Here is a 26005-nt window from a genome sequence, read left to right on the forward strand (position 1 = left end):
TCCGATGAGCAGCGCGGTGACGCCCGCCCCGGCGGTCCCCCTCGGCCCGGCACGACCGGGCGGCCCGGCGCCCGCAGGCGGCGCCGGCCCGGACGACCCGCGCCGGGCCGTCCGGGCGGAGGCCGACCGGCTGGCCGCCTCCGGCACCGACCGGCCCGGGCCCTACCTGATCGGCGTGCGTCACCACGCGCCGTCGCTCAGCGCGGTCGTCCCCGCGCTGCTCGACGCGGCCCGACCGGAGGTGCTGCTGGTCGAACTCCCCGCCGAGTTCCAGCCCTGGCTCGGCTGGCTGGCGGACGAGGCCACCGAGGCACCGGTCGCCCTCGCGGCCGCGCCCTCCGGCCCCGAGGAGGCCGGGGGCGCCGACGGCCCCGCCTTCTACCCGTTCGCGGACTTCTCCCCGGAGCTGGCCGCCCTGCGCTGGGCGCGCCGCAACGGCGTCGAGGCGGTCGCCTGCGACCTCCCGCTGGCACACCGCCGCACCGCCGGCGGCGACGCTCCGGCCACCCCCGGAGGGCGGGGAGTCGGCGCACCCGTCCCCGGGGAGCCCGGCGTCGCCGACGCGCTGCGCCGGCGGCTCTCCGGACGCGACACCGACGACGACCTGTGGGACCGCCTGGTCGAGACGGCCGCCCCCGGCTCCACCCCCGAGGCGGTCCGGCGCGCCGCCCTGCTGGTCGGCTGGGCGCTGCGCCGCGACGCCGCGGCCGGCCCCGGGGTCGACGGGTACGACCTGCGGCGCGAGGCCTGGATGCGGTCCCGGATCCGGGCCGCCGCGGCGGGCGGCCGCCGGGTCGCCGCCGTGGTCGGTGCCTTCCACGCCCCGGCCCTGCTCGACGATCCCGAGCTCCCGGGCGCTCCCGACCTCCGCGACGCTCCCGGCCGGCCGGCCGTTCGCACCGCCGAGGCGGAGCTGTCCGGCCCGGGCCACGTCCTCTCGCTGATCCCCTACACCTACCCGCTGCTGGACGCCCGCTCCGGCTACCCGGCCGGCATCCGTGACCCGGAGTGGCAGCACACCGTGCTGGACGCCGCGGGAGACCCGGAGCGCCTCGCCCGGGCCCTCACCACCACCGCGGTCCGGATCTGCGCCGCCCTGCGCGACCAGGACCACCCCTCCGGGCCGGCCGACGCCCGCGAGATCGTCCGCCTCGCCGGGGACCTCGCCCGCCTGCGCGGCCACGCCGCCCCCGGCCGCGGCGAACTCGTCGAAGCCGTCCAGACGGTCCTGGCCCAGGGCGAGCCCCTCGGCCGCGGCCGTGCCGTCGCCCGGGCGCTGGAACGCGTCCTGGTCGGCACCCGCACCGGCCGCGCCACCCCGGCGGCCCCGCGCAGCGGCCTCGCCCCCGCCGTCGAGCGCCTCCTCGACGACCTCGGCCTGCCCGGCCCCACCGACCCGGGCCCCCGGGAGGTACGCCTCGACCCGCTGCGCACCCCGCTGGACCGCCGCCGCGAGATCCTGCTCCGGCGCCTCGCCGCCTGCGGCGTCAGCTACGCCGACCCGGTCCCGACCACCGGCGCGGGCGGCACGGAGGCCATCGGCACCCGCTGGCGGCTCCACTGGACCCCGGCCACCGCCGCCGTGCTCACCGTCGCCGGCACCCGTGGTGTCACCCCGGCGCAGGCCGCCGAGGGCGCCCTGCGCGAACGCCTGCGCGAGGAGCCGACCGCCCGCGAGGTCGTCCAGGGCCTCGCGGACGCGGCCGCCTGCGGTCTGCCGGTGCTCGCCGACACCCGCCTGGGCCAACTCGCCGCCGTCCTGCCCGCCTCCGGCGCGCTCCCCGACCTCCTCGACGCCCTCGCGCTCCTCGACCGCCTGCTGGCCGGCCACGTCGCCGGCTACCCCGTGCCCGGCGGGCCGCCGGCGGGCGCCCCGGTCGGCGCGGACGGTGTCGAGGCTGCGGACGACGCCGGGGGCGGCGCCCCCGCCCCGCCCGGTGCGGGCACGGCCGCACGGCTCGGCGCGGTGCGCGAGCTGCTGACGGTCGCGGCCGTGCGGCAGTTGGAGGGCCTCGGCGGGTCCGACGATCCGGCGGACGCCCGCGCGCTGGTGGAGCTGGCGCGGCGGGCGGACCGCGACGGCGGCCTGCGGCTGGGGAAGGTGCTGGCCGACCTCGCCGACCACGGCAGCCCGCTGGTGCGCGGTGCGGCCGGCGCGGTCCGGGTGCTGCTGGGCCAGGAGCCCGCGGCGGCCCTGGGCGGCCGGGCGGCCTCCTGGGTGGACGGCGCGACCGGTCCGCAGGCCCGCCACGCGCTCGGGCGCGGACTGACCGGCCTGCTGACGGCGGCCGAGGGTCTGTTCGACTCCGCACCCGAGGCCCTCGAACCGCTGCTGGAGCGGGTCACCGCGCTGCCGGACGCAGCTTTCCTGGACCGGCTGCCGGCCCTGCGCGGCGGCTTCGACACCCTCAGCCCGGCCGCCCGGGAGCGCCTGCTGACGCTGGTGGAGGAGCGCCTGGGCGCCCGGCTGACGGGCCTGCCCGAGGACGTCGACCCCGCCGTGGTCGCCGGCTGGGTCCGCGCGGACCTCGCCGCCCGCGCGGCCCTGGCCCGCCGCGGCCTGCTGCCGACGCCGCCCGCTGAGCCCCCGGGCCCGGCGCCATCACCGGCCCCGGCACCATCTCCGGCCCCGGCACCCGGCCCGGCCCACACCCTCGCCCCCGCCGAGCGCTGGCGGCTGCTGCTCGGCCGCCCGGGCCGCGGAGGCCTGAGCGGTCGGGGATCCCGACTCGCCACCGCCCTCGACGAGCTGTACGGCACCGGCCACGGCGAGGGGTCCGGCCCGGGTCTGGACAGTCGCGCCGGCCGGGGCGGCCGCGAGGCGCCCTACCCGGGGGTGCGGGAGTGGGCCGAGGAGCTCTCGGCGCTGTTCGGGCCGGGCATCCGGGAGGAGGTGCTGGCGGCCGCGGTCGCCCAAGGGCGCACCGACGCCCTGGAGGCGATCGAGCCGGGTGCCGTCCGCCCCTCGGTCGACCTGCTGCGCACGGTGCTGGAGCACGCGGGCGGGCTGCCGGAGGCGCGGATCGCCCGGCTGCGCCCGCTCGTGCGCCGCCTGGTGGACGAACTGACCCGCGCGTTGGCGACCAGGCTGCGCCCGGCCCTGACCGGCATCAGCGTGCCGCGTCCGACCCGCCGCCCGGGCGGTCGGCTGGACCTGGACCGGACCATCCGGGCCAATCTCGCCACCGCCCGCCCGTCGGACGGCGGCGGCACCCTGATCGTGCCCGAGCGCCCGGTGTTCCGGACCAGGGCCCGGCAGGCGGCCGACTGGCGGCTGGTCCTGGTGGTGGACGTCTCCGGGTCGATGGAGGCGTCCACGGTCTGGGCCGCGCTGACGGCCTCGATCCTGGCCGGGGTACCGGCGCTGAGCACCCACTTCGTGGCCTTCTCCACCGAGGTCGTCGACCTGACCGAGCGGGTGGAGGATCCGCTGAGCCTGCTGCTGGAGGTGCGGATCGGAGGCGGCACCAGCATCGCGACCGGCCTGCGCTACGCGCGGAAGCTGGTGTCGGTGCCCTCCCGGACACTGGTCGTGGTGGTCAGCGACTTCGAGGAGGGCGGCCCGCTGGGCGCGCTGCTGGCCGAGACCCGGGCGCTGGTGGACTCGGGCGTGCAGCTGCTGGGCTGCGCCGCGCTGGACGACTCCGGCACGGCCCGCTACTCGAAGGCGGTCGCGGGCCGGCTGGTCGCGGCCGGCATGCCCGTGGCGGCGCTGAGTCCGCTGGAACTGGCCCGTTGGGTGGGGGAGAAGGTGCGATGAGCGTGTCCGAACAGGCGGTCGGCTGGCCGGCGGTCCGGCCGGAGGTGGTCGCCGAGGTGGTGGCCGGGTTGAGCGTCCGGCTGCAGAAGCGGCTGGACGCCGCGGCGGCGAAGCTGGCGGAGCGCCCGGTGCTGCGCACCGGCGACGAGTGGCGGGTGGAGGTGGACGAGGAGGCGGCGCTGGTCCTGCACGCCGCGGGTGCGGTGGTGGCCGACCAGGCCGACGTCCGCTGCGGTTGTCTGCTCGCGCCCTCCTGCGTGCACCGGGCGGCGGCCGTCATGCTCTGCCCGCTGGCCGAGGAACCCGTCGAGGAACCCGCCGGGGAGTCCGCCGCACCGGCCCCGGCCGGCCCCGAACGGACCGGAGCCGAGCCCGTCGACCCCGAACCGACCGGCACCGAGTCGGCCGACCCCGAACCGACCGGCACCGAACCGACCGGCACCGCCCTGACCGGCACCGAGTCGGCCGCCGCCCGCCACCTCCACCGCGCCGGGTGCGCGATCCTGGCGGCGGGGGTGAGCGGCGCGGGCGCCGTCGCCCAGGCCGAGCTGTTGCGGGCGGCCCACCGGGCCCGGCTGGCCGGTCTGTACCGCCCGGCCGCGGCCGCGGTCACCGTGGTGACCAGGGTCCGCGCGGCCCGGTCCGGGGCACCGGAGTACCGCCTGGCGGACCTGGTGGCCGGTCTGCGCGAGCTGCTCGCCCTCACCACGGCGCTGACCTGCGGCGTCGGCCCGGTGGCCGGGCTGCGCGGCACCGCCCGTCAGGTGTACGAGGAGGAGGGCGGGCTGCGGCTGCACGGGCTGTTCGCCGAGCCGGTGCTGACGGCCACCCACGCGGGCGCGCTGAGCTGGGCGGTGGACGCCGCGGGCCGGCTGAGCACGATCGCCGAGGTGGTGCCGCACGGGGACGCGGCGGCGGCCGCCGCGCAGGCGGTCGGGGCGGGCAACCGGGCGGTCCGGCTGGGTGAGGCACAGCTCAGCCACCGGGAGTTCAGCCGGGCGGGGCTGCTCGTCCAGGGCGCGACCAGGTCCGCCGCCGGGCGCCTGGGCGCGGGTGCCGCCGTCCGGGCCGTGCGGGCGTCGGGCGCGGCGTGGACGGCGGAGCCGGTGGCGGCGCTCTGGGCCGAGCCGGCCGCCGTCCAGGTGGCACGGGCGCTGGAGGCGGAGGAGGAGCCGCACGACACCCGGCGGGCCGGGAGCGACCTGCTGTTCCTGGACGTGACGCTGCTGGGCGCCGTGCCGGACGGCCCGGGCGGCGCACCGCAGCTGCTGGCCCGTTGCACGGACGGCGCGGAGGATGGGCACGGTGCGGACGCCGGTCCCGGCGCGGACGGGCCGGGCCTGCTGCTCGCGCTGCGGCCGGGGCACGAGCACCCGGGGCTGGCCTTCCGGGCGAACCTCGCCCTGCTGGCCACCGCGCCCGGCCTGCGGCTGCGCGTGATCGGGCGCCTGGAGCGCGCGGAGCGCCCGGCGTTGCGCCTGCTGGCGATCGGCACGCCCCCGGCGCCGCCCCGGGCCCCCGGCGACCACGACCCGCAGGGTGCCCCGGCCCTCGCCCTCCCCGTGGACCGGGCCGACCGGGTCAACCTCGGCCTCGAACGCCTCCAGACCGCCGACCTGGCCGGCGCGGACCGGACGGCTGCCGCCCCCACCGGCCCCGCCCCCACCGGCGCCGCTCCTCGTGACCTCCCCGCCGCGGCGCCCTACGGCCCGCCGGTGCACGTGCTGGGCCGCCGGGTCGACCAGACGGTCACCACCGGGCGGCACGCGACGGCCCCGAGTGCGGCCACGGCGGCGGCCGACCGCGAGCTGCTGCGCGCCGCCGGGCTCGGCACGGCCGCCGAGCTGCTCGACGTCCTGCGGTCGGCGGCGGCCGACCAGCGGCGCGACGTGTTCGGCCGGGTGGTCGCGGACGACCACGAGGCCTTCGCCGGAGCATGGTTGGCGGCGGCCTGCTACACCGAGGCGGTGGCCACCGCGCTCTGCGCCGCCGGCTGGTCGGGGGAGGCGGACCGGGTTCCGGCCGCGGAGGGGAGACCGGAGGGGAGGCCGGAGGAGATGCCCGCGGGGAGCTAATTGCACGGACAGGTAATCGGCGTCGGCTGGCATACTGGTCGCAGCCGGAGCGTTGTGGGAAGCACGGCGGCACCGGAGGACGGAAGGGACGGCGGGCGATGGGGATCCGTGACGACGCGGCCGAGGTCCGGGCCCGTGGCTGGCGGACGCTCGCCGCGCTGCACGGCCTGATCGAGACCGCCCTGGAGAAGGCGCTCCAGTCGGAGCACCGGCTCTCGGTGGTCGAGTACACCGTGCTGGACGCGCTCTCGCGCCAGGACGGGTGGCACATGCGGATGCAGCAGCTGGCCCGCGCCGCGGCGCTGAGCAGCAGCGCGACCACGCGGCTGGTCACCCGGCTCGAGGACCGCGGGCTGCTCGCCCGCTACCTCTGCGCCGACGACCGGCGCGGCATCTACACCGAGCTGACTCCCGAGGGCCGCACCCTGCTGGAGGCCGCCCGTCCGGTGCACGACGCGGCCCTGGAGGCGACCCTGGCGCAGGCCGCCGAACTCCCCGAACTGGCCCCGCTGGTGCGCGGCCTGGCCGAGCTCGACGACGAGGCCACCGCGGAGGCCGGCCCCGGGCTGGCCGCCGCCCGGGCCTGACCGCCGCCCGGGCCGACCGAGGCCGGGCCGCGAGGGTCTGCCGGGTCTGCCGGTCGCGGTGGCCCCGGTGGCCCCGACGGTCGGCGGGTGCTCAGCGTCGACCGGCGGCCAGGGCGTCCTGGCGGACCCGGTCGAGCAGGGCGAGCAGCAGTTCCTTGCTGGACGAGCGCTCCCGGACGTCGCAGAGCACGATCGGGACTTCGGGGCCGAGGTCGAGGGCGCGGCGGACGTCCTCGGGGCTGGCGTCGCGCCGGCCGTGGAAGCAGTTGACGCCGATCGCGAACGGGATGCCGCGCTGCTCGAAGAAGTCCACGGCGGCGAAGCTGGACTCGAGCCGCCGGGTGTCGGCGAGGATGATCGCCCCGAGCGCGCCGAGGGCGAGGTCATCCCACATGAACCAGAACCGGAACTGGCCGGGGGTGCCGAACAGGTAGAGCACCAGGTCCTCGCGGACGGTGATCCGCCCGAAGTCCATCGCCACGGTGGTGGTGGACTTTCCCTGGACACCGTCGAGGTTGTCGATCCCGATGCTGGCGCGGGTCATCCGCTCCTCGGTCTGGAGCGGTTCGATCTCGCTGACCGATCCGACCATGGTGGTCTTGCCGACGCCGAAGCCACCGGCGACGAGGATCTTGACCGCGCCCGGCACCAGGCTCTGGGTCGTCAATTCGGGTCTCCTGGAGTGCTGCTGGAGTGTGCGGAGAGCTGGGGAGGACTGGGCGGAGCTGGGGAGAGCTGCGGGGAACGGTCGGCAGCCGCCCGGTCAGAGCCGGCGGACGCCTTCGATCACGGCCTGGATCAGCGCGATGTCCGGTGCCTCGGCGAGCGCCACCGGGGCACGGGTGAGGATCAGCCGGGCCTCGGCCAGGTCGTCCAGCAGCACCTTGACCACGCTCACCGGCAGGTCGAGCGTGGCCGCGATCTCGGCCACGGCCAGCGGGCGTTCGCGGCACAGGTCGATGATCGCGGCCGGCTCGGGGGTGAGCCGGCTGGTGTCGGTGCGCGGGTCCGCGGTGACCACCAGGGTGATCAGCGCGAAGCCGTCACGGACCGGACCGGTACGCCCGTTGGTGATGGCGTAGGGGCGGACCAGATGGCCTGCGTCCTTGTCGTAGAACCAGGCCTCGTCGGCGTCGGCGGTCACGCACCGCCACCCGCGCCGGCCTGGCCGGCGTCGCTGCGCGGCGCCGCGGTGAGGTACTGGCCGACCTGCTTGACCAGCATGTTGATCTCGTAGGCCATCAGCCCGGCGTCCACCTGCTCGCTGGTGAGGACGGCGAGCCGGGCGCCCTGGCCGGCGGTGGTGACGAAGAGGAACAGCTGGTCCATCTCGACCACGGTCTGCCGGACCCGGCCCCCGTTGAACCGGTGCCCGGCGCCGCGGGCGAGGCTCTGCAGGCCGGAGGCGACGGCCGACAGGTGCTCGGCGTCGGCCCGGTCGAGGCCCTGCGACATGCCGACCAGCAGGCCGTCCTCGGAGAGGACGATGGCGTGGCGGGTCTCGGGGACCCGCGCCACCAGCTGGTCCAGCAGCCAGTTGAGGTCGCGCTGGGTGTCGGTGTGCTGCGTCATCACTGCTGATCCTTGGCTTCCTGAACGGCGGAGGCTTCCTGGGCGGCGGCGGGTGCGGCCGGGGCGTGCGGCGCGGCCGGTGCCTGGGGGGCGGCGGGCGTGGCGGGCCCGTCCGGTTCGTGGTCGGCCGCGCGGGCGGTCCGGGTGCCGCGCTGGATGGCGGCCATGGTGGCGCGCGAGCGCTGCGGTGACGGGTCGTCGATCTCGGCGCCGAGGTGCCGGGGGCCGGTCCGCGGGGCGTTCGCCGGGCCCGCCTGAGCCGGGAGACCGGCCGCCGGGGGCATCATGGCGCCGGGCGCGTTGGCCTCGCGGAGCTGCTCGGCGAGGCTGGCGTTGCGGACCCGCTGCGGCAGGATCCGCGGGGTGCGCAGCTCGCCGTCGGGCCCGTGCTCCAGGGGGGCCTCCTCGGCTCGCTCGTGGGTGGGCGTGCCACGGTCGGCGCCGACGCCGTCGAAGGGCGGCCCGGCGGGTTCGACCGCGGTGTCCGGTCCGGTGGCCGACTCGCCGCCCGGGAGGTCGTACGGCCTCGGCATGGCGGGCCGGGGGACGACCACCGCACCGGGCAGGCCGGGGATCTCGGCGCCGACCGGCAGCCCGCCGTTGGCCGGGGCCTGGGCGGTGCCGTCCTCGGGCCCGGGGTCCACGGGGTACTGGGCGAGCAGTTCACCGATGATCACACCGCTGTTGCCCTCGCCGAGGATCCCGGGGCCACCCGGCAGGCCGGGCAGACCCGGCACACCCGGCCCGTCGGGACCGCCCGGCGCACCCGGCAGACCCGGCAGACGGGGAACCCCCGGCGCATCCGGCGCTCCGGTGACCACCGCGGCGTCGGGACCCCCAGGGAGCCCGGGCGCACCGGCCGACCCAGCCGGACCGGCAGAGTCGGACCCGCCGTCCCGGCCCGGAGCGCCCGTGCCCCCGGGAGCCGCGCCGGGCTCCCCGCCCAGCAGCCCGCCGAGCACCCCGGCCAGCGCGCCCGACAGCTCCGCGGCCGCGGCGTCGTCCGCCGTCGCCGTCGCCGTCGCCTCGGGCACCGGGGTCCGGGTGACCCGGGCGCCGGAGGGCAGCCCGGGCACCGAGGCCGGCTGCTCGGCCTGCTCCAGCAGCACCGACGGCACCAGCACCACGGCCCGGGTGCCGCCGTACGGCGAGGGCCGCAGGGTCACCTGGATGTCGTGCCGGGCGGCGAGCCGCGCGACGACGAACAGGCCCAGGCGCAGGTCGTCGCCGAGGGCGGAGACGTCCAGCTCGGGCGGGTTGGCCAGGTAGTCGTTGAGCCGCTCGTACTCCTCCTCGCCCATGCCGAGGCCGCGGTCCTCGACCTCGACGGCGAGGCCCTTGGTGACCTCCTGCGCGGAGACCTGCACCTGGGTGTACGGCGGGGAGAAGGTGGTGCCGTTCTCGATCAGCTCGGCGATGAGGTGGATGACGTCGGCGACGGCCTGCCCGCTGAGCGAGGCGCGCGGCACGCCCTGGACGACGACGCGGGCGTAGTTCTCGGTCTCGGAGACGGCGCTGCGCAGCACGTTGACCATCGGCACGGCGTTGCGCCAGCGCCGGGCGGGCAGGGCGCCGCCGAGGATGACGAGGTTCTCGGCGTTGCGCCGCATCCGGGTGGCGAGGTGGTCGACGGCGAACAGTTCGCGCAGCAGCTCGGGTTCCTCGTGCTCGCGCTCCAGGGCGTCGAGCATGCTGATCTGGCGGTGGATCAGGATCTGGGTGCGCCGGGCGATGTTGAGGAAGACCTTCTTGGTGCCCTCGCGGCCCTGGGCCTGGTGCACGATGGCGGCGACGGCGGCCTGGCGCACGGCGGCGAGGCCGTCGGTGGTCTGCTGGACCTCGTCGCCGGCGCGGCGGGAGGGCGACCAGGCGGGCGGGGTGGGCACCGGCTCGCCGGCGCGCAGCCGGTCGACGACCTCGGGGATCTCCTGCTGGGCGAGCGCGAGGGTGTCGGAGCGCAGTCCGGACAGGCGGGCGGACAGCGCCCGGGCGGCCCGGACGCCGCGGACCAGGCTGACCAGCAGGACCACCGCGACGACGGCGCTGCCGACGACCAGCGCGGTGCGGTGCTCGGCGTCGCGCAGCAGGTAGGCGGCGTAGCCCCAGGCGGCGGCGAGGCCCAGGCTGGGGACCAGCACGAGGGCGAGGAGGGAGCTGCGGAGCGAGCCGGACCGGCCGGCGCGGTGGCCCGTGCGGGGGGCCGATATGCCTGGCATCTGATTCCTTGTTGCAGGGCCGGGTCGCTGGGCCGAACGGCGGGTCGGCCCGTGCGCGGTTCGGCCGGGGCTTCAGGGCGCCACGGCCGGGGTGGCCGGACGGGTTGACGCGGTGTCATCGTCCGGACGGGGTGCAGCACGGCCGCCGACGGCAGGAACGCTACCAGCCCCAGGTGCCCTCATCGCAACATCAACTGACGATATGTGAACGGCTTCTGGCGTCGCCGCACAATTCCGGTCGAAGCGTTCGCCGACGCATCATCGCAGCTCAACTCGGTTCCGGGGGAACGAGTACGGCTCTCCGGGGGGCCAGGGGAGCCTCCCGGAGAGCCGTCAGGAACAGGTCAATCCGTCGCTATGCTGAACGTTCGCGGTCCTCCGCTGCCGCCGCACACGAACACCCGACGCCGCACGCGGGCGCACCGCGGCCCGGCCGGACGGCGGCCGCCGGTCAGCCCGCCAGCGGTATCGGCACGATCTGCGCGCCGCGGAAGGCCTGCTCCTCCACCGCGGCCTCGTGCTGGGACAGTTCGGTCCACGCCCAGCTCGCCAGGCCGGACAGCTCCGCCGACCACTGCTTGCCGTAGGTGCCGCAGGCGACCTGGCCGAGCCGCAGCCGCTGGACGTCCGAGGTGCCGGCCGGCGGGTAGACGTGGGTGGCGTCGCGCAGGTAGCGCTCGATGCCGAACTCCGTCTGCAGGCCCCGGGCCGCGTGGATCTCCATGGCGTTGCGCGCGGAGTCCAGCGCGTACTCGGTGTTGATGAGCTTGGCGTTCATCAGCTCGGCGTCGCAGGCCTTGCCGTGGTCGAGCAGGTGCGAGGCGTGGTACGCGGCCAACTTGGCGGTCATCAGCCGGGACTGCATCTCGCCGAGCTTGAGCGCGATGTTGGGCAGCTGGTTGAGCGGCTTGCCGTACAGCACCCGCTCCTCGGCGAAGCGCGCGGTGTCCTCGACGATCGCCACGTGGATGCCGAGGGCGACGGCGGCGAGGTTGAGCCGTCCGTACAGGGTCGAGGAGGAGTAGGCGACGTCCAGGCCCTGCCCCTCGCGGCCCAGCCGGTTGCCGACCGGGATGCGGCAGTCCTCGAAGACGATCTCGCCGAAGCTGAAGCCGTGCAGGCCGCTCTGCGAGCCGAGTTCCCCGGTGCGGAAGCCGGGGCGGTCGCTCTCCACCAGGAACGCGGACAGGCCCCGGCTGCCCTCGTCGGTGCGCAGGACCACGCCGTGCACGTCGCCGATGTGGGAGTTGCCGACGAACCACTTGCGGCCGTTGAGCACGTACTCGTCGCCCTCGCGGCGGGCGGTGCCGGCCATGCCCAGCACGTGGCCGCCGGACTCCGGTTCGGTGACGGCGATGGTCGGCAGGGACCGGCCGGAGGCGAACCGCGGCAGCCAGGCGCGCCGCTGGGCGGGCGAGCCGAAGTGGATGACCTTGGCGACGCCGAGCTGGGAGGCCTGGGCCATCGCGCCCATGGCGCCGCTGACCCGGGCCAGCTCCTCCACGATCACGGTCTTGGCGAGGTGCCCGAGCCCGAGTCCGCCGTACTCGCGCGGAATCGTCACACCGATCCAGCCCCGGCGGGCGATCTCCCGTGCGAGCTCGAACTCGACCGTTCGATCGGCCTCCATTCTGGCCACGTGCGGGCGTATCTCCTTCTCCGCGAACTCCCGGACCTCGACCCGGAGACTCTCGTGTCGCTCGTCGGTGAAGTAGTCCATCGCCATGCTGGGTCCTCTCGTTCAGCGGGTGTGTCGTGCCTCCGTCCGTGCCGTCGAAGCCGCTCCGGCCGCCCCCGGGAACAGGTGGGGTGTGTGGAGGTGGTGGCGGCCGACTGCCCCTTGCCATCGGGTGCGTGCGGAACTCGGGGCGGCCTTCCCAGGGTTGGGAATACCGTCCGTGTCTTCGGCAGGGCTCATTGTCATATGGGCCTCCTGTGCCGACCCAGAGTCGATCTTGGATTGGCGGGATTCGGTTCATCCTTACTCTGGGGTGTTTTGTCGTGACGCCAAGTGGGAAGTGATCTTCCCCCACTGTCGCCGCCTACTGAGCGTCCGTTCACGTGCAGCTTTGACTGTTCATCAGCAGGGGTGGTGAACCGGACCGGGAGCACCGCAGCGCCCGGATGTCTGATTACATGTGCGCCATGACTGATGTGATGAGCACTCAAGGCCAGTTCCCGGGTGCCCCCGGGGAGTCCGAGCGGACCCGCAGGCTGCGCAGCCTCGGTCTCAACGAACCGTCCGCGGACGAGGCCTTCGACCGCTTCGCCCACCTGGCCGCCAGCATCACCCGCGCTCCCATCGCGATGGTCAACTTCATCAACGACGAGCGCCAGATGTTCCGGGGGCTCTACATTCCGCCAAACTCCAACGACGCCGCCGTCGAAGAAGGCGCCTCGTGGGCCGATCGGGGCATCGCCTTCGACCTTCCCACCCGTCAGATGCCGCTGAGTCACGGCTTCTGCCCGCACGTCGTCGCCCAGCGCTCCCCCCTCGCGCTCGACGACATCCTCGCCTACCCCCGGTTCTCCGGAAACCCGGTCGTCGACGAACTGGGCGTGCGCGCCTACCTCGGCGCACCGCTCGTCGACGACACCAACACCGTCATCGGCACCGTCTGCGTCCTCGACCGGGAACCCCGGCAGTGGGGACGCGAACGGCTGCGCGACATCCAGCACCTCGCCGAGGCCCTGCTCTCCGAGATCCGGCTGCGCGACAACCTGCTCGCCCAGCAGCAGGAGATGTTCGCCGCCTTCGACGGCTCCCCGTTCCCCATCATGCTCACCGACGGCCCCGGCCAGGAGATCCGCTACGCCAACGCCCAGCACGCCGACACCTTCGGCGCGCCGGTGGCCTACGGCGCGATCGGCGTCGCCTACCCGCAGCTCGGCGCGGCCGGTCTCCAGCAGGCCGTCGCCGAGGCCTACCACACCGGGCGCAGCACCGTCCTCAACGACGTCCGGATCCAGTCGAGCCGGCCCGACGCCCAGCGCGGCCAGCAGATCTTCAGCTTCACCTGCACCCCGCTGCGGGTCGCGCGCACCGGCCAGGTCAACGGCGTCCTCACCGTCGGCATGGACGTCACCGCGCAGTCCCGCACCGAGGAGGAGCTCGGCACGCTGGCCGCCCTGCTCGTCGACCGGCTCCAGCAGAACGGCGCCACCCCCGCCGGCCGCCCGGGCATCGCCGGGGAGTCCGGCCTCGTCCTGCCGGGCTGAGCCGCCGATCCGACCCGTCGACCCGGAATCCGGCGGCGACGCAGCCGCCCGCATCCGCACCGTCACCACCACAGACCGCCCGGCGCACAGCGCACCGCGCCGGCGGGCACCGTCCACCACCGTGGCGGGGCGCCTCTCACCCCCGAGGAGAGGCTCCCCGCCACGGTGCCGTTGCGGACACCCCGCCCCCGGCGCGCCGGAGTTCGCGCACCACCGGACGGCCGGACGGGCTCCGGCCGCCGAGCCGGGGCCGCCCGCCTCGGGCCACCTGCCTCCGGCCACCCGCCGTGGGCCGACTGTCCCGGCACCCGCGCCGGCCCCGGCCCCGGCCCCCGACGCCGGGCCCGAGCGGGTGAACCGCCCACCGCCCGCCCCCGGCCGGCGCCCGCCCGACGGCCGCCGGTGGTAGGCATGGGCCGCATGGACTGGTTCGCCGCCCCCGACTACTGGCTCAGCCGGCTGCTCGTCCAGCGACTGATCGCCGCCCTCTACCTGACCGGGTTCCTCGCCGCCGCCGCCCAGTTCCGCCCCCTCATCGGCACCGACGGCATGCTGCCGGTGCCCCGGTTCACCGCCCGCGTCCCCTTCCGCCACGCGCCCGGGATCTTCCACCTCCACTACAGCGACCGCTTCTTCGCCGCCGTCGCCCTCGGCGGAGCCGCACTCGCCGCCGCCGTCACCGCCGGACTCGGTGACGCCGTCCCGCTCTGGGCCTCCGTCCTGCTGTGGGCGGTGCTGTGGTCCCTCTACCTCTCCATCGTCAACGTCGGACAGACCTGGTACTCCTTCGGCTGGGAATCGCTGCTGCTCGAGGCCGGCTTCCTCGCCGCCTTCCTCGGCAACGCCGACACCGCCCCGCCCGCCCTGGTGCTCTGGCTGATGCGCTGGCTGGTCCTCCGCGTCGAGTTCGGCGCCGGACTGATCAAACTGCGCGGCGACAGCTGCTGGCGCGACCTCACCTGCCTGCGCTACCACCACGAGACCCAGCCCATGCCCGGACCGCTCAGCTGGTTCTTCCACCACCTGCCCGACCCGCTGCACCGGATCGAGGCGGGCGCCAACCACGTCGTCCAACTCCTCGTCCCGCTCTGCCTCCTCCTCCCGCAACCGGTCGCGACCTACGCCGCCTGCGCCGTCGTCGCCACCCAGCTGTGGCTGATCGCCTCCGGCAACTTCGCCTGGCTCAACTGGCTGACCATCGCGCTCGCCCTCGCCGCCGTCGAGCCCTCCCGACTCGGCCTGCCCGCCGGGACCCACCCCCGCCCCGCCGCCCCGCTCTGGTTCGAGGCCCTGGTGGTCGCGCTGACCGTCGCCGTCGCCGTCCTCAGCTACTGGCCGGTCCGCAACCTGATCTCCCGCCGCCAGGTCATGAACCGCTCCTTCAACCGCCTGCACCTCGTCAACTCCTACGGCGCCTTCGGCAGCATCAACCGGATCCGCCAGGAGATCGTCATCGAGGGCACCGACGAGCCGCACCCCACCCCCCGCACGGTGTGGCGCGAGTACGGCTTCAAGGGCAAACCCGGTGACGTGCACCGCCTCCCGCGCCAGTACGCCCCCTACCACCTGCGGCTCGACTGGCTGATGTGGTTCGCCGCCATCTCGCCCGCCTACGCCCGCCCCTGGTTCCTGCCCTTCGTCGCCCGCCTGCTCGCCGGCGACCCGGCCACCCTGCGCCTGCTGCGCCACAACCCCTTCCCCGACGCCCCGCCGACCCACGTCCGGGCGACCCTCCACCTCTACCGGTTCACCGATTGGCGCGAACTGCGGCGCACCGGCGCCTGGTGGCACCGGACCGCCCTCCACGAGTACCTCGCGCCGGTCGACCTCGCCGCCCTCAGCCGCGCCGGCCACCGCCCGCCACTCGGCCGACGTACCCGAACCGTCCCCCTGGACCGGCTGCGCCGCCCGGCCCGGCGGGCCGCCGACCCCTCCGGCGGCACCGCACACCCGGGCCCCGACCACCCGTCCGGCCCCACGCCCCGCCACCCGGGCGGCCCTCCCCGGTAGCGGCCAGGTGGGCGGTGCGGCATACGACACCGACCCGTCGGGCGGTGGGTGCGTGCAAGGCTCGAACGGGCACCCGTATTCTGGGCGTCCACAACCGGCGGCCCGCACGCGCGCCCCCCCGCCCCCGCCCCGGGGCACCCCGCGCAACCGGTCCGCCGCCCCCTCGCTGCCAGCCCCGCCGCCGCCGCCCAGAACCGGACCTCACATGACAGTGCTTCACTCGCGCAACGCCGACGCAGCCGACCCGGCGGACGTCGCCGCCGCAGACGTCAAGGACCCCCAGGACGCCAAGGCCACCACGGCGGAGCCCGACCTCCGCGAGGACCTCGGCCGCTACGCCGAACTCGGCGCCTTCACCCTCACCGCCGACACCCACGCCTGGTACGCGGCCGTCGACACCGTCGCCACGCCCGAGGACGCCCGCGCCGGCTCCACGGCCCTCGCCGAGCTGCGCGGCCACGACCTCCAGCAGACCTGGGACGACGTCACCGCCCTCGCCTCCGAGGCCAAGCTCGACGAGCCCGACACCGTCGCCAAGACCGTGCTGCTCGTCGAACTCCTCCAGCGCGTGCACCGGACCGCCGCCACCCTCCACCGGGCCGCCTACGACGCCGACCTCGGCGCCCTCGCCGCCGCCACCGCCGACGGTGCCTGGCGCCGCGAGAACGGCGTCAAGCTGTCGTGGCTGCGCGCCCGCTCCCTGCGCAAGCAGGCCACCGCGCTCGCCACCGACCGCCGCGTCCGCCGCGAGGACCTGCACGAGGCGCTCACCTCCGCCGAGATCGAGCGCCGCGCCTGGGCCGCCCTCGCCCCCTCCGGCACCCTTCCGGCCGCACCCGCCGACGGCGCGCTCGTCGAGCGGACCGCCCAGACCTTCGAGTCCATCAACACCGGCCTGCGCGAGCTCGCCCGGCTGCTGCCCGGCCACGACCTCGACGGGCTGGCCTTCGCCGGGCTGATCGACCTCGTCGACCGCCTCGCCGCCGACGAGGGCACGCTCTACCGTCTGCCCACCATCCGCGGGCTGCGCGCCACCCTCGAGGACGCCGGTCTCGCCGACCTCCTCTCCGAGCTCGCCGCCACCCGCGCCGACCGCTACGCCGCCGAGGCCGCCTACGCCGCCCGCCAGGCCCTGGCCGGCGGCCAGCGCGACGGCCTCGCGGGGGGCACCGCCGCGGGGACCGTCGAGTCGGACACCGCCGGGTCGGAGGTCGCCGGGTCGGAGGTTGTCGAGTCGGTCGAGTCCGCTGAGCCGGAGACCGCTGAGTCCTCCACGGCTCCGGTGACGGTCGAGGAGCCCTCGACCGACGTCGTCTCCGAGGTTGCGACCGAAGCCGACGCCGAGGCCGAGATCGAGACTGAGGCCGAGGCCGAGGTGGCTGCGGAGACGGTGGCCGTCGAGGCCGAGCCCTCCGAGGAGACGGACGTCCACGAGGCGGTCGCCGAGGAGGAGGTGACGGTGGAGGCCCAGCCCGTCGTGGTCACTCTTCCGGCGCCGTCCCCGGCTGCCGACGACCTGGTGGCCGCCGCGACCGCCGCGCTCGCGGAGGCCCCCGACGTCCCGGAGACGCTGGAGGAGTCGGAGACCGCGGAGCCGGTGGCGACGGACGAGCCCGTGGAGGAAGCGGTCGAGGAGGCTTCGGAGGTCGAGGCCGTCGCCGAGGCTCCCGCCGTCGAGGAGCCGGTCGTCGTCGCGAGCGAGCCGGTCGTCGAGGCCGAGGCGGTTGCGGAGCCGGAGGCGGTCGAGGAGACCGTCGATCCGGTCGAGGAAGCCGAGCCGGTTGCCGAAGCCGAGGCGGAGGTTGCCGAGGCGCCTGCGGCCGAGGCGGAGGTGACCGAGCAGCCCGTCGTCGTCGAGACCGTCGAGGCCGAGGTCGTCACCGAGGTTGCCACTGAGGCCGAGGTTGCCACTGAGACCGAGGTCGTCGACGAGACCGTCGAGCCGGTCGCTGTGGAGGAGGCCGAGGCCGAGGTCGCCGCGGAGCCCGTCGTCGTTGAGACCGTCGAGGCCGAGGTCGTCACCGAGGTTGCCACTGAGGCCGAGGTTGCCGCGGAGGTCGAGGTCGTCGACGAGACCGTCGAGCCGGTCGCTGTGGAGGAGCCCGAGGTCGAGGTTGTCGAGGTCGAGACCGAGACCCCCGCTGCCGTGGTCGAGGAGGCCGCCGAGCCCGTCGCCCTGGAGGAGCCGGCGGTCCGGGAGCAGGCCGCTGAGCCGGTGAAGGAGCCGGAGCCTGAGCTGGAGCCGGAGCCCGCGCCCGGCGCCGCCGGCCGTCCCGCGAAGCCCGACTTCACGCCCGGTCGGCCCGTGACCGCCTACTCGGCCGACGAGCTGCTCGCCGTGGTCCGGTGGGTGGACGGCGACGGCGAGACGCGGTCGGAGGAGGAACTGCTGCGCGCGGCGATGAAGGAGCTGGGCTTCGCCCGCCTCGGTCCGCGGATCAAGGAGGCGCTGGGCGCCGCCGTCACCGCCGCTCGGGGCTGACCCCGGAGAGCGGACGGTGCGTGACGAAGGGCCCGGGACGCGGATGTCGCGTCCCGGGCCCTTCCGTCGTCCGTGGGGGTCAGCCCGCCTTGTTCCACGGCTGCCCGGACATCAGTGCCTTGACGTTGGACACGTAGCTCGGGTTGGGGATGGCCAGACTGCCGACCACCTGGTTGGTGGTCGGGTCGGTGACGGTGTTGTAGTGCACGTTGCCCGCACCGGCGTTGTACGCGGAGATGACCAGGTCGAGCAGCGGCGTCTTGCCGGTGGCCGGGTCGGGGGACAGGTCGTACTTGCCGCCGAAGGACGAGTCGCCGTAGTAGGCGACCAGCCAGTCGAGCAGCTGGGTGCCGAGCTGGACGTTCCCGGCGAGGGTCTTCGGGTCGGACGTGGTGCCGAACTTGCTGTTCATCCAGCTGACGGTGTTCGGCATGATCTGCATGGTGCCGATCCCGCCGTCGCAGGCGAGGATGCCGGACTGCCAGCCGCTCTCCTGCCAGGCGATCGCCTTGACCAGCGCGACGGGCAGCGGCGGGAGCTTGTCGGTGCCTCCGCTGCTGAGGTTGAGCGTGCGGCTCTGCCCGGCCGCGGCGACCAGGGCGGCGCCCACGGCGTCCTTGGGCTCGTCCGGCTGGGGCTTGGAGGGCTGGCAGCCGCTCTGCAGCGGCGGGACGTGCGGCGTGGCCAGCGCGGGCGGCGGCGGGGGTGCGACCGGGCCCGGCTTGGCGGTCGGTACGGGGGCGGCGACGACGGGCTTGGCGACCGGGGGCTGCGTGGTGGGCGCGGCGGCCGCGGCGGACTGGCCGGGGGCGGCGCTGCTCGGGGCCGCGCTGGTGGTGCCGGGCTTGGCCGACCTGCTCGCGGACGGGCTCGCGCTGCGCGAGGCGCTGGGGCTCGCCGTGGGCGACGCGGTCGGCGTCGCGCTCGCGCTCGTGGTGGCGGTCGCGGACGGACTGGTGCTCGGCGTCTCGGCCGGCGTGGTCGTCGCCGCCACGGCCGTGGTGCCGGCCGCGGCGTTCTGGTGGTCGTCGGCATGCTTGCTGCCGCAGCCGGCCAGCACGGCGGTGGAGACGGCCGCGGCCGACACCATCACCAGCGCGCGCCGGGACGTGCTGACTGTCATCTGAGGTTCCCCCACTTGTCACCGGCGGTCCCGGCGAGTGGCGGTCATCCTACGATGGGCCGTCCGTGCCCCGGACGAACGGGTGGTCCAATGCCCGCGCGAGGACGGCAGGTGCCGTCACCAGGGACGGTCCGTACCAGGTCAGGTGACGCCCGCTGACCAGTGCCGCCGGGACGCCGGGGAACGCCTCCGGGCCGTCGTCCGCCGTGAAGCGGTACGGCTCGTCCGGCAGGACGACCAAGTCGGGCCTGCAGGCGAGGAGTTCCGGCAGCGGTACGGCCGGGTAGCGCTCGGGGTGCTCGGCGTGGACGAGCCGGACGCCGAGGCGGTGCAGCAGGTCCCCGGCGAAGGTGTCGCGGCCGAGCACCATCCACGGGCGGCGCCAGATCGGTACGACCGCCCGCGGGCCGCCGGGCGCACGCCGCAGCGGGGCGGCCCAGGCCGCTTCGGCCTCGTCCAGCCAGGCCGGGCGGGGGAGCCCGCAGGCGGTGGTGAGCATCCGGTCGAGCGAGCGGAAGGCGTCGTCCAGGGTACGGACGTCGGTGACCCACACCGGGACCCCGGCGGCCCGCAGCGCGTCCAGGTCGGCGCGCCGGTTCTCCTCGTCGTTGGCCAGCACGAGGTCCGGGGCGAGGCCGAGGACGCCCGGGACGTCCGGGTTCTTGGTGCCGCCGATCCGGGTGACGGCCAGGTCGGCCGGGTGGCTGCACCAGTCGGTGGCGCCGACCAGCAGCCCGGGGGCGGTGGCGGCGACCGCCTCGGTGAGCGACGGCACCAGGGACACCACCCGGCGCGGCGGGCGGGGGCCGAGCGGGACGGGCAGGTCGAGGTCGTCCCGCGGGACGGTGGGGTCGGCCATCCCGTCACCCTATGCCCGGGGGCGGCGACTCGGATGACAGATGACAGATAACAGATGACAGCTTTCGAAATCTGTTATCTGTCATCTGTCTGCTGTCATCTGTTACCCGTCGCCCGTGCGTCGGTGCGCGGCCGCCCACACGTCCCCGCCCCCGCCCCCGCCGCCCTGCCTCAGCAGGCAGCCGCGAGCTCCCCGCTCTCGGCGGCCCGGAGCCGGGCTACCAGCTCCTCCCGGGCGCGGGCGACCCGGGAGCGGACGGTACCGATCGGGCACCCGGCGACCTCCGCCGCCTCGGCGTAGCTCAGGCCGACCACCTGGGTGAGCACGAACGCCTCCCTTCGCTGGGCGGGCACCCGGTCGAGCAGGTCGCCGAGCGCCACGCCGTCCTCGAACCCGCCCGCCGGGTCGACTCCCTGTCGTTCCGCGGCCTCCTGCCAGTCCGGCAGGGCGGCGCAGCGCGGCCGGGCCGCGGCCGTCCGGTACCGGTCGATGACCGTGCGCCGGGCGATGGACAGCAACCAGGTGCGGGCCGAGGAGCGGCCGGCGAACCCGGGCAGGCTGCGCAGCGCGCGCAGGAAGGTCTCCTGGGCGAGGTCGTCGGCGGACTGCACGTCGGTGAGGTGGGCGACGAACCGCCAGACGTCCCGCTGGGTGGCGCGGACGAAGGCCTCGACGTCGGGTGCCCGGCCCGCGCGCGCGGTCAGGGCGAGGGCGGTGAGCTGTTCGTCATCCACGGCGTCCTCCGACCCGGTCGGCCGCGCCGTCCCCGCCGTGCGGGACGATGGTCGTATGAGATGCGCGCAGTTCCGTACCGCTCTGTCGGCCCGGCTCGACGGCGAGCCGACCGGCCTGCCGGGCGGCCGACTGGACAAGCACGTCGCGCGCTGCGCCGGGTGCCGGCAGTGGCTGGAGCAGGCCGAGCGGCTGCACGGGCTGGTGCGCACGGGCGCCGCCGACGGTCCGTCGCAGGAGTGGACGGCCCGGCTGCTGGGCGGGCTCGGGCCGGTGGAGGCGGTGGGCGGTCAGGCTCCGGACGGGCCGGAGGCCGCGGAGCGCTAGGACGGTGGCGCCGGGGCAGGCCGGTGCGCCGTCGTGGTCGGGCATGGAGAGGTCCTGAGGGGAGGGCTGGGAACGGCGGCCGCCCCTGGGCGGTGCCGTCGGTGTCCGTGGGCGACCGCGCGGCGCGCCGTACCCCGGTCGGGGTGGCGGCACGACGGGCGCGGGCCCGGGCCCTGGCGCTGCGGCGGCCAACGGCGCGACCGGACGGCAGGGCGACCTGCCCGTCGCGGAGACCTCGTAGCGGAGAGGAGTGCGGCGGGCGCGTCAGCAGGCGAGGGCGGTGGCCGGCGGGCCGCGCCGCACCACGGCGTGCGTGAGGAGCACCGACCTCGGCGGGCGGGCCCGGTCGTGAGAAGGCCGGGGCGCGGCCGGCGGCCGGTAGCCGAAGGGCCGCGCGAAGAGCGCCGGCAGTGCGAACAGCAGGACGCCCGCGACGACCGACCCGAGCGCGCCGAGCAGGTCGAAGAGCCGCACCAGCGCGGCGTCTCCGCGCCACAGCAGCAGGGCGCAGGCCAGGGCGGCGAGGGCGTGGGCGGCGATCATCCCGAGGGACATCCCGTGGGCCATGCCGTGCGCCATCCCGTGCGCCGGGGAGACCCCGGACGGGCCCGGCATGCCCGCCATCCCGGCCATGTCCATCGCCATGCCGTCGGTCGCGGCGGGAGCCGCCGCCGACGCCGGGAGCGAACCGGCCGCGTGGTGCATGCCGGTCATCGGGTGCAGTCCGGCGGCGGGCGGCGCGTCCGGATCGAGGCCCGCCATCCGGGCCAGCTCGGCGGGGGAGAGCCCGGCGGGGATCCGTTCCGGGTTGCAGAGCAGCAGGGCGGCCCAGTCCGTCGAGGCGAGCCGGCCGAGACCGGCGTTCCCGCCGCCGAGCGCCCCGGCCTGCTCGAACACCAGGTGCAGCGCGCTCTGTGCCGCGACCATCCACGCGCTGATCGCCCCGAGCCCGCGCCGCCCGCCGGCGAGCAGCCAGGTCAGGCCGAGGACGGCCGCGAACGCGCCGGCCAGCACCGGGGGCGAGACTCCGGCCCCGGCCATGGCGACGTGTGCCGCTGCGGCCAGCGCCACGCAGAGCGCGGCGAAGACCGCGGCGCGCAGCAGGCGGATCCGGTCGGTCATCACGATGGCACTCATCGTCGCATTCGCCGGGCCCGGTCCGTACCGCACCCTCCGGTATTGGCCGGTTCCGCCCCGTGAGACCATGCCCGGCCGTCGACCCCGTCGACCCCGTCGGAGCCATCGGCCCCGTCCCCCGCCCCGTCGGCCCCACCCCCCCGCCCCGTCGGCCCCACCCCCCCGCCTCGTCCGCCCTGTCGGTACACCGAGGCCCCGCCCCGGACCGGCGGCGCCGGTACGACTACCAGCGCGGTTTGACATCTCCCCCCGGTTGCTCACTAAATGTGCACACGCAGGCGCAGAGGGTGTCCGCCGGGCGGGTGCCCGGGCGACGCAAGGACACCCGACACCACACGAGCAGGAGGCCCGGCCATGGCGACCTCGACCGGCTCGGCGGCCCCGGCCGTCGACCTCGCCGACCCCCGCTTCTGGCAGCTGCCGGCCCCCGCCCGCTCGGCCGCCTTCGCCGAACTGCGCCGACGCCCGGCCCCCGTCCGCTTCGCCGATCCGGCCACCGGTCGGGGCTTCCACGCGCTGGTCCGCCACGCCGACGTCGTCGAGGCCAGCCGCACCCCCGCCGTCTTCCTCAGCGGTCCGGGCGTCACCATCCCCGAGCCGGTCCGCTGGGTACGGGTGCTGTTCGGCGACTCGATGGTCAACCTCGACGACCCCCGGCACGCCCAGCTGCGCCGGATCATCTCGCGGGCCTTCACCCCCCGGCTGCTCGGCCAGGTCGAGGAGGACATCCGCCGGGTCGCCGCCCGACTGGTCGACGACCTGGAGCGGCGGCGCCCCGAGGAACCGGGCGACTTCGTCACCTCGGTGGCGGCCGAACTCCCCTTCCAGGTGATCTGCACCATGATGGGCATCCCGGAGCGGCCGCGCCGGGCGATCCTCGACCAGGTCAACCACGCGTCCGAGCACGCGGGGGTGGCCCGCCCGCTGCGCCGCCGGATCCGGGTGCCGGGGCGCGGGCTGATGGCGCTCGCCCGGATGCAGGGCATGGTCGCCGGCATCGGCCGCGAGCGCCGCCGCCGGCCCACCGAGGACCTCATCTCGGCGCTGGTCACCGCGGACGTGGACGGCCGCCGGCTCTCCGGCCGCGAACTCGGGGCCTTCTTCTCCCTGCTGCTGGTCGCCGGGGTGGAGACCACCCGCAACGCCCTCGCACACGGCCTGCACCTGCTGACCGTCCATCCGGAGCAGCGCGCCCTGCTCCTCGCCGACCTGGACGGGCGGCTGGGCGGCGCGGTCGACGAGATGGTCCGGTACGCGACGCCGATCGTCCAGTTCCGCCGGACGCTCGCCGTCGACCACGAGCTCGGCGGCCCCGGCGGGCCGCTGCTGCGGGCGGGGGAGAAGGTCGCGCTGTTCTTCGGCTCGGCCAACCGGGACGAGACGGTCTTCCCCGACCCGGAGGTCTTCGACATCACCCGCACGCCCAACCCGCACCTGGGGTTCGGCGGCGGCGGGCCGCACTACTGCCTCGGCGCGCACCTGGCCCGGCAGGAGATGAAGGCACTGTTCCGCGAGCTGTTCACCCGCCTGCCCGAGCTGCGCTCGGTGGGCGAACCGGAGCTCGTCCCGTCCAGCTTCGACCACCGCGTCCGGTCGCTTCGCTTCACCTACTGACGTCGGCCGCCCGGGCCGCCGCTCACCACTCCCGGGTGGCGATCAGCTCCTCCACGTCCGCGTCCGCGAAGCCGTAGGACGAGGCGACGAACCAGAAGTCCTCGGCGATCTCCTCCCGGGCGACCGTCTCGATCTCGCTCCCGGCCGCCTCGAACTCCGCCTCCAGCCGGTTGAACTCCTCGGTCGCGGCCTGCGTCAGCACGTACAGCTCCGCAAGGCCGGACGGCCGTTCGGCCTCGATCCGCTCGCAGAGCCGCAGCAGGACCGCCCTGCCCCGGTCGAGGACGTGGTCGGGGTAGTAGTCGTCCGCGTACAGCTGTCGAAGGAACCCATGCTCCGCCACCTGCGGGTGCGTGATCGCCACGGCGCCTCCCCTTCCCGTAAGGGCCCGGTCGGGTGCGGGCCGTCGGGCCGATCGTGCACCACGCCACCGACAATCCGGTCCGGCACTGTCGTTCCGGCGCGTCGGTGGTGTGGCCGCCGCGCCGGGCGGTGGCCGGCTCGGCGGCCTGCACCAGCACCCGGGTCCCGGCCGGCAGCGGGTTGCCGCCGCAGTGGTCGACGTCCGGGTGGCCCCACCAGCCGGTCGGCGCAGGCCCGGTGGGGTGCCGATGACGGTGCCGACGGCGGTGGCGGGCGTCACGGCGCGGAGCGCGGGAGGGGAGCACAATGCGGGACATGACAGAGCGTCCGACCTCCCCAGGAAACGGGGCCGCCGCGCGGCCCGACGCGCAGCCCGCCGAACCCGTCCGGGCCGCGGCTGCACCCCGTCCGGCCCCGGCCGGGTCCGCGGACCGGCCCACCGCCGACGCCTGGGCCGCCCTCGGCGGTGCGGCCGACCTGCTGGAGAGGGTCTCCTTCCACGGCCCAGACGACCTGCTGCCCTCCGGCCTGCCGGTGCGCCGGCTCGCCCGGGCCACCGTGGCCGCCTGCTCGCTGGCCGCCGCCGAACTCGCCGCCCACCGAAGCGGCGGCCCCGTCCCGGCCGTCCGGGTGGACGAGGGCGCCGTCGCCACCGCCTTCGTCAGCGAGCGCCACCTGACGGTCGACGGCCGTACGCCCGTCAGCTTCGCCCCGCACTCCGGTTTCTGGCGCACCACCGACGGCTGGGTCCGCACCCACGCCAACTACCCGCACCACCGCGCCCGGCTGCTCGCCGCGCTCGACCTGCCCGCCGACGCGGGGCCCGAGCAGCTCGCCGCCGTGCTGGGCGGGCTGCCGACCGAGCGGATCCAGGAGCGGGCCTATGCGGCGGGGGCGCTCGCCGTGGCCGTCGCGCCGGTCCGGGACGCCAAGCTCCCCCTGGTGGAGCACCGGGTGGTCGGCTCCGCACCGCCCCGACCGCTGGGAGGCGCCGACGTGTCCCGGCCCGCCGCAGGGCTCCGCGTCCTCGACCTCACCCGGGTCATCGCCGGACCGGTCGCGACCCGCACGCTCGCCCTGCTCGGCGCCGACGTCCTGCGGGTCGACCCGCCCGGGATCCCCGAGGCCGACGACGCCCACGCCGACACCGGCTTCGGCAAGCGCTCGACCCGTCTCGACCTCGCGGACCGTGCCGACCGCGCGGTCTTCGACGGCCTGCTCGCGGACGCGGACGTCCTGGTCACCGCCTACCGGCCGGGCGCCCTGGACGCACACGGCCTCGCCGCCGAAGCCGTGGCGCAGCGCCACCCCGGCCTGGTCCTCGCCCAGCTCTGCGCCTGGGGCTGGACCGGCCCGTGGTCCGGCCGCCGGGGCTTCGACAGCCTCGTCCAGGCCGGTGTCGGCATCGCCGCCCACGAGGCCGGCCCCGGCGGGCACCCCGGTGTCCTGCCGGCCCAGGCCCTCGACCACGGCACCGGGTACCTCATCGCCGCCGGCGTCCTGCGCGCCCTCACCGACCAGCGCACCGGCCGACCCGGCGGCCGCCACCTGCGCTACTCCCTCGCCGGCACCGCCTCCTGGCTGCTCCACGGCATCGCACCCGAGGCGGACGCCGCCGCGGCCGGACCGGTGGCCGGAGCCGCTGCCGGAAGTGCCGCCCCGCCGCCGTACGACCCGGCGCGCTGGCTGGCCGAGACGGACTCCGCCTACGGACGGCTGCGCCACGCCCTGCCGCCGGTCGCCTACGAGGGCGCGCCCACCGACTGGGCCCGCCCGCCGGGGCGCTGGGGGACGGACGAGCCGGTCTGGCTCTGACGCCACCGGGTGGCCCCGGGTGCGCCGCGCCCTCCCCGGCCACCCGGGCGCGCCCGTTGCCCGGCCGGGGTGGCCCCGGCCTGGCCCCGACCGGGCCCACGACCGGGTCGGGTG

19 protein-coding genes are annotated in these 26005 nt (G+C 76.2%); 9 read left to right on the forward strand and 10 right to left on the reverse strand.

The features are described from left to right. The first annotated feature begins 4 nt into the window (after positions 1-4). The 3 genes from AB0N04_RS00690 (at position 5) to AB0N04_RS00700 (ending at position 6422) form a co-directional block, all read left to right on the forward strand. Positions 5-3760, forward strand: coding sequence for a DUF5682 family protein (locus AB0N04_RS00690; protein WP_360205172.1), 3756 nt, complete (start codon positions 5-7; stop codon positions 3758-3760). Further along, positions 3757-5835 carry a hypothetical protein gene (locus AB0N04_RS00695; protein ID WP_360205175.1) on the forward strand — a complete coding sequence of 693 codons (2079 nt, stop codon included), beginning with the start codon at positions 3757-3759 and terminating at the stop codon, positions 5833-5835. The genes AB0N04_RS00690 and AB0N04_RS00695 overlap by 4 nt, the downstream gene beginning before the upstream one ends. Before the next feature lie 98 nt (positions 5836-5933). Then, positions 5934-6422, forward strand: a complete 489-nt coding sequence (locus tag AB0N04_RS00700) for a MarR family transcriptional regulator (protein ID WP_360205177.1) — start codon at positions 5934-5936, stop codon at positions 6420-6422. Positions 6423-6513: 91 nt separating this feature from the next. Here the strand turns inward: AB0N04_RS00700 and AB0N04_RS00705 are convergent, their stop codons facing one another. The 5 genes from AB0N04_RS00705 to AB0N04_RS00725 all read right to left on the reverse strand — a co-directional run bounded on the left by AB0N04_RS00705 (position 6514) and on the right by AB0N04_RS00725 (position 11930). Then, the gene (locus AB0N04_RS00705; protein WP_360205180.1) at positions 6514-7089 is read right to left on the reverse strand and encodes an ATP/GTP-binding protein; all 576 of its coding nucleotides are present in this window, start codon (positions 7087-7089) and stop codon (positions 6514-6516) included. 96 nt (positions 7090-7185) lie between these two features. Beyond that, positions 7186-7566 carry a DUF742 domain-containing protein gene (locus AB0N04_RS00710; RefSeq protein ID WP_360205183.1) on the reverse strand — a complete coding sequence of 127 codons (381 nt, stop codon included), beginning with the start codon at positions 7564-7566 and terminating at the stop codon, positions 7186-7188. After that, complete coding sequence (locus AB0N04_RS00715) at positions 7563-7994, reverse strand: roadblock/LC7 domain-containing protein (RefSeq protein WP_360205186.1); 432 nt, start codon at positions 7992-7994, stop codon at positions 7563-7565. The genes AB0N04_RS00710 and AB0N04_RS00715 overlap by 4 nt, the downstream gene beginning before the upstream one ends. After that, positions 7994-10210 carry an ATP-binding protein gene (locus tag AB0N04_RS00720; RefSeq protein WP_360205189.1) on the reverse strand — a complete coding sequence of 739 codons (2217 nt, stop codon included), beginning with the start codon at positions 10208-10210 and terminating at the stop codon, positions 7994-7996. The genes AB0N04_RS00715 and AB0N04_RS00720 overlap by 1 nt, the downstream gene beginning before the upstream one ends. A 451-nt stretch (positions 10211-10661) precedes the next feature. Beyond that, positions 10662-11930 carry an acyl-CoA dehydrogenase family protein gene (locus tag AB0N04_RS00725; protein WP_360205457.1) on the reverse strand — a complete coding sequence of 423 codons (1269 nt, stop codon included), beginning with the start codon at positions 11928-11930 and terminating at the stop codon, positions 10662-10664. A 425-nt stretch (positions 11931-12355) separates the two neighbouring features. Between AB0N04_RS00725 and AB0N04_RS00730 the strand changes: the two genes are divergently transcribed. From AB0N04_RS00730 to AB0N04_RS00740, 3 genes are all read left to right on the forward strand, one after another. Further along, entirely contained in the window at positions 12356-13429 is a 1074-nt protein-coding gene (locus AB0N04_RS00730; RefSeq protein WP_363362880.1) for a GAF domain-containing protein, read from the forward strand. Between the two features lie 420 nt (positions 13430-13849). Continuing rightward, positions 13850-15439 carry a lipase maturation factor family protein gene (locus tag AB0N04_RS00735; protein WP_360205460.1) on the forward strand — a complete coding sequence of 530 codons (1590 nt, stop codon included), beginning with the start codon at positions 13850-13852 and terminating at the stop codon, positions 15437-15439. Between the two features lie 205 nt (positions 15440-15644). Then, the gene (locus tag AB0N04_RS00740) at positions 15645-17921 is read left to right on the forward strand and encodes a hypothetical protein (RefSeq protein WP_360205195.1); all 2277 of its coding nucleotides are present in this window, start codon (positions 15645-15647) and stop codon (positions 17919-17921) included. Between the two features lie 79 nt (positions 17922-18000). Here the strand turns inward: AB0N04_RS00740 and AB0N04_RS00745 are convergent, their stop codons facing one another. From AB0N04_RS00745 to AB0N04_RS00755, 3 genes are all read right to left on the reverse strand, one after another. Further along, positions 18001-19044 carry a lytic transglycosylase domain-containing protein gene (locus AB0N04_RS00745; RefSeq protein ID WP_360205198.1) on the reverse strand — a complete coding sequence of 348 codons (1044 nt, stop codon included), beginning with the start codon at positions 19042-19044 and terminating at the stop codon, positions 18001-18003. Positions 19045-19093: 49 nt separating this feature from the next. Further along, a complete protein-coding gene (locus AB0N04_RS00750; protein WP_360205201.1) occupies positions 19094-19903 on the reverse strand; it encodes a helical backbone metal receptor in 810 nt (269 codons plus the stop codon). Positions 19904-20073: 170 nt separating this feature from the next. Then, entirely contained in the window at positions 20074-20637 is a 564-nt protein-coding gene (locus AB0N04_RS00755; RefSeq protein WP_360205203.1) for a sigma-70 family RNA polymerase sigma factor, read from the reverse strand. A 55-nt stretch (positions 20638-20692) separates the two neighbouring features. Between AB0N04_RS00755 and AB0N04_RS00760 the strand changes: the two genes are divergently transcribed. Then, complete coding sequence (locus AB0N04_RS00760; protein WP_360205205.1) at positions 20693-20962, forward strand: zf-HC2 domain-containing protein; 270 nt, start codon at positions 20693-20695, stop codon at positions 20960-20962. A 264-nt stretch (positions 20963-21226) separates the two neighbouring features. Here AB0N04_RS00760 and AB0N04_RS00765 read toward each other — a convergent pair whose 3' ends face one another. Further along, entirely contained in the window at positions 21227-22099 is an 873-nt protein-coding gene (locus AB0N04_RS00765) for a hypothetical protein (protein WP_360205208.1), read from the reverse strand. A 354-nt stretch (positions 22100-22453) separates the two neighbouring features. Here AB0N04_RS00765 and AB0N04_RS00770 point away from each other — a divergent pair, with 354 nt between their 5' ends. Continuing rightward, positions 22454-23713 carry a cytochrome P450 gene (locus tag AB0N04_RS00770; RefSeq protein WP_360205211.1) on the forward strand — a complete coding sequence of 420 codons (1260 nt, stop codon included), beginning with the start codon at positions 22454-22456 and terminating at the stop codon, positions 23711-23713. A 22-nt stretch (positions 23714-23735) separates the two neighbouring features. Here AB0N04_RS00770 and AB0N04_RS00775 read toward each other — a convergent pair whose 3' ends face one another. Next, entirely contained in the window at positions 23736-24077 is a 342-nt protein-coding gene (locus AB0N04_RS00775) for a DUF5713 family protein (protein WP_360205213.1), read from the reverse strand. Between the two features lie 314 nt (positions 24078-24391). Between AB0N04_RS00775 and AB0N04_RS00780 the strand changes: the two genes are divergently transcribed. After that, the gene (locus AB0N04_RS00780; RefSeq protein ID WP_360205216.1) at positions 24392-25891 is read left to right on the forward strand and encodes a CoA transferase; all 1500 of its coding nucleotides are present in this window, start codon (positions 24392-24394) and stop codon (positions 25889-25891) included. Positions 25892-26005 lie beyond the last annotated feature (114 nt).

The sequence above is a fragment of the Kitasatospora sp. NPDC051702 genome, assembly GCF_040681575.1.
Lineage (GTDB): Bacteria > Actinomycetota > Actinomycetes > Streptomycetales > Streptomycetaceae > Kitasatospora.

What these genes read in the sequence shown, in the direction of transcription:
- AB0N04_RS00690 (WP_360205172.1), top strand. Translation starts at nt 5, where the DNA reads ATGAGCAGCGCGGTGACGCCCGCCCCGGCGGTCCCCCTCGGCCCGGCA.
- AB0N04_RS00695 (WP_360205175.1), top strand. Translation starts at nt 3,757, where the DNA reads ATGAGCGTGTCCGAACAGGCGGTCGGCTGGCCGGCGGTCCGGCCGGAG.
- AB0N04_RS00700 (WP_360205177.1), top strand. Translation starts at nt 5,934, where the DNA reads ATGGGGATCCGTGACGACGCGGCCGAGGTCCGGGCCCGTGGCTGGCGG.
- AB0N04_RS00715 (WP_360205186.1), bottom strand. Translation starts at nt 7,994, where the DNA reads ATGACGCAGCACACCGACACCCAGCGCGACCTCAACTGGCTGCTGGAC.
- AB0N04_RS00720 (WP_360205189.1), bottom strand. Translation starts at nt 10,210, where the DNA reads ATGCCAGGCATATCGGCCCCCCGCACGGGCCACCGCGCCGGCCGGTCC.
- AB0N04_RS00725 (WP_360205457.1), bottom strand. Translation starts at nt 11,930, where the DNA reads ATGGACTACTTCACCGACGAGCGACACGAGAGTCTCCGGGTCGAGGTC.
- AB0N04_RS00730 (WP_363362880.1), top strand. Translation starts at nt 12,356, where the DNA reads ATGACTGATGTGATGAGCACTCAAGGCCAGTTCCCGGGTGCCCCCGGG.
- AB0N04_RS00735 (WP_360205460.1), top strand. Translation starts at nt 13,850, where the DNA reads ATGGACTGGTTCGCCGCCCCCGACTACTGGCTCAGCCGGCTGCTCGTC.
- AB0N04_RS00740 (WP_360205195.1), top strand. Translation starts at nt 15,645, where the DNA reads ATGACAGTGCTTCACTCGCGCAACGCCGACGCAGCCGACCCGGCGGAC.
- AB0N04_RS00745 (WP_360205198.1), bottom strand. Translation starts at nt 19,044, where the DNA reads ATGACAGTCAGCACGTCCCGGCGCGCGCTGGTGATGGTGTCGGCCGCG.
- AB0N04_RS00750 (WP_360205201.1), bottom strand. Translation starts at nt 19,903, where the DNA reads ATGGCCGACCCCACCGTCCCGCGGGACGACCTCGACCTGCCCGTCCCG.
- AB0N04_RS00760 (WP_360205205.1), top strand. Translation starts at nt 20,693, where the DNA reads ATGAGATGCGCGCAGTTCCGTACCGCTCTGTCGGCCCGGCTCGACGGC.
- AB0N04_RS00765 (WP_360205208.1), bottom strand. Translation starts at nt 22,099, where the DNA reads ATGAGTGCCATCGTGATGACCGACCGGATCCGCCTGCTGCGCGCCGCG.
- AB0N04_RS00770 (WP_360205211.1), top strand. Translation starts at nt 22,454, where the DNA reads ATGGCGACCTCGACCGGCTCGGCGGCCCCGGCCGTCGACCTCGCCGAC.
- AB0N04_RS00780 (WP_360205216.1), top strand. Translation starts at nt 24,392, where the DNA reads ATGACAGAGCGTCCGACCTCCCCAGGAAACGGGGCCGCCGCGCGGCCC.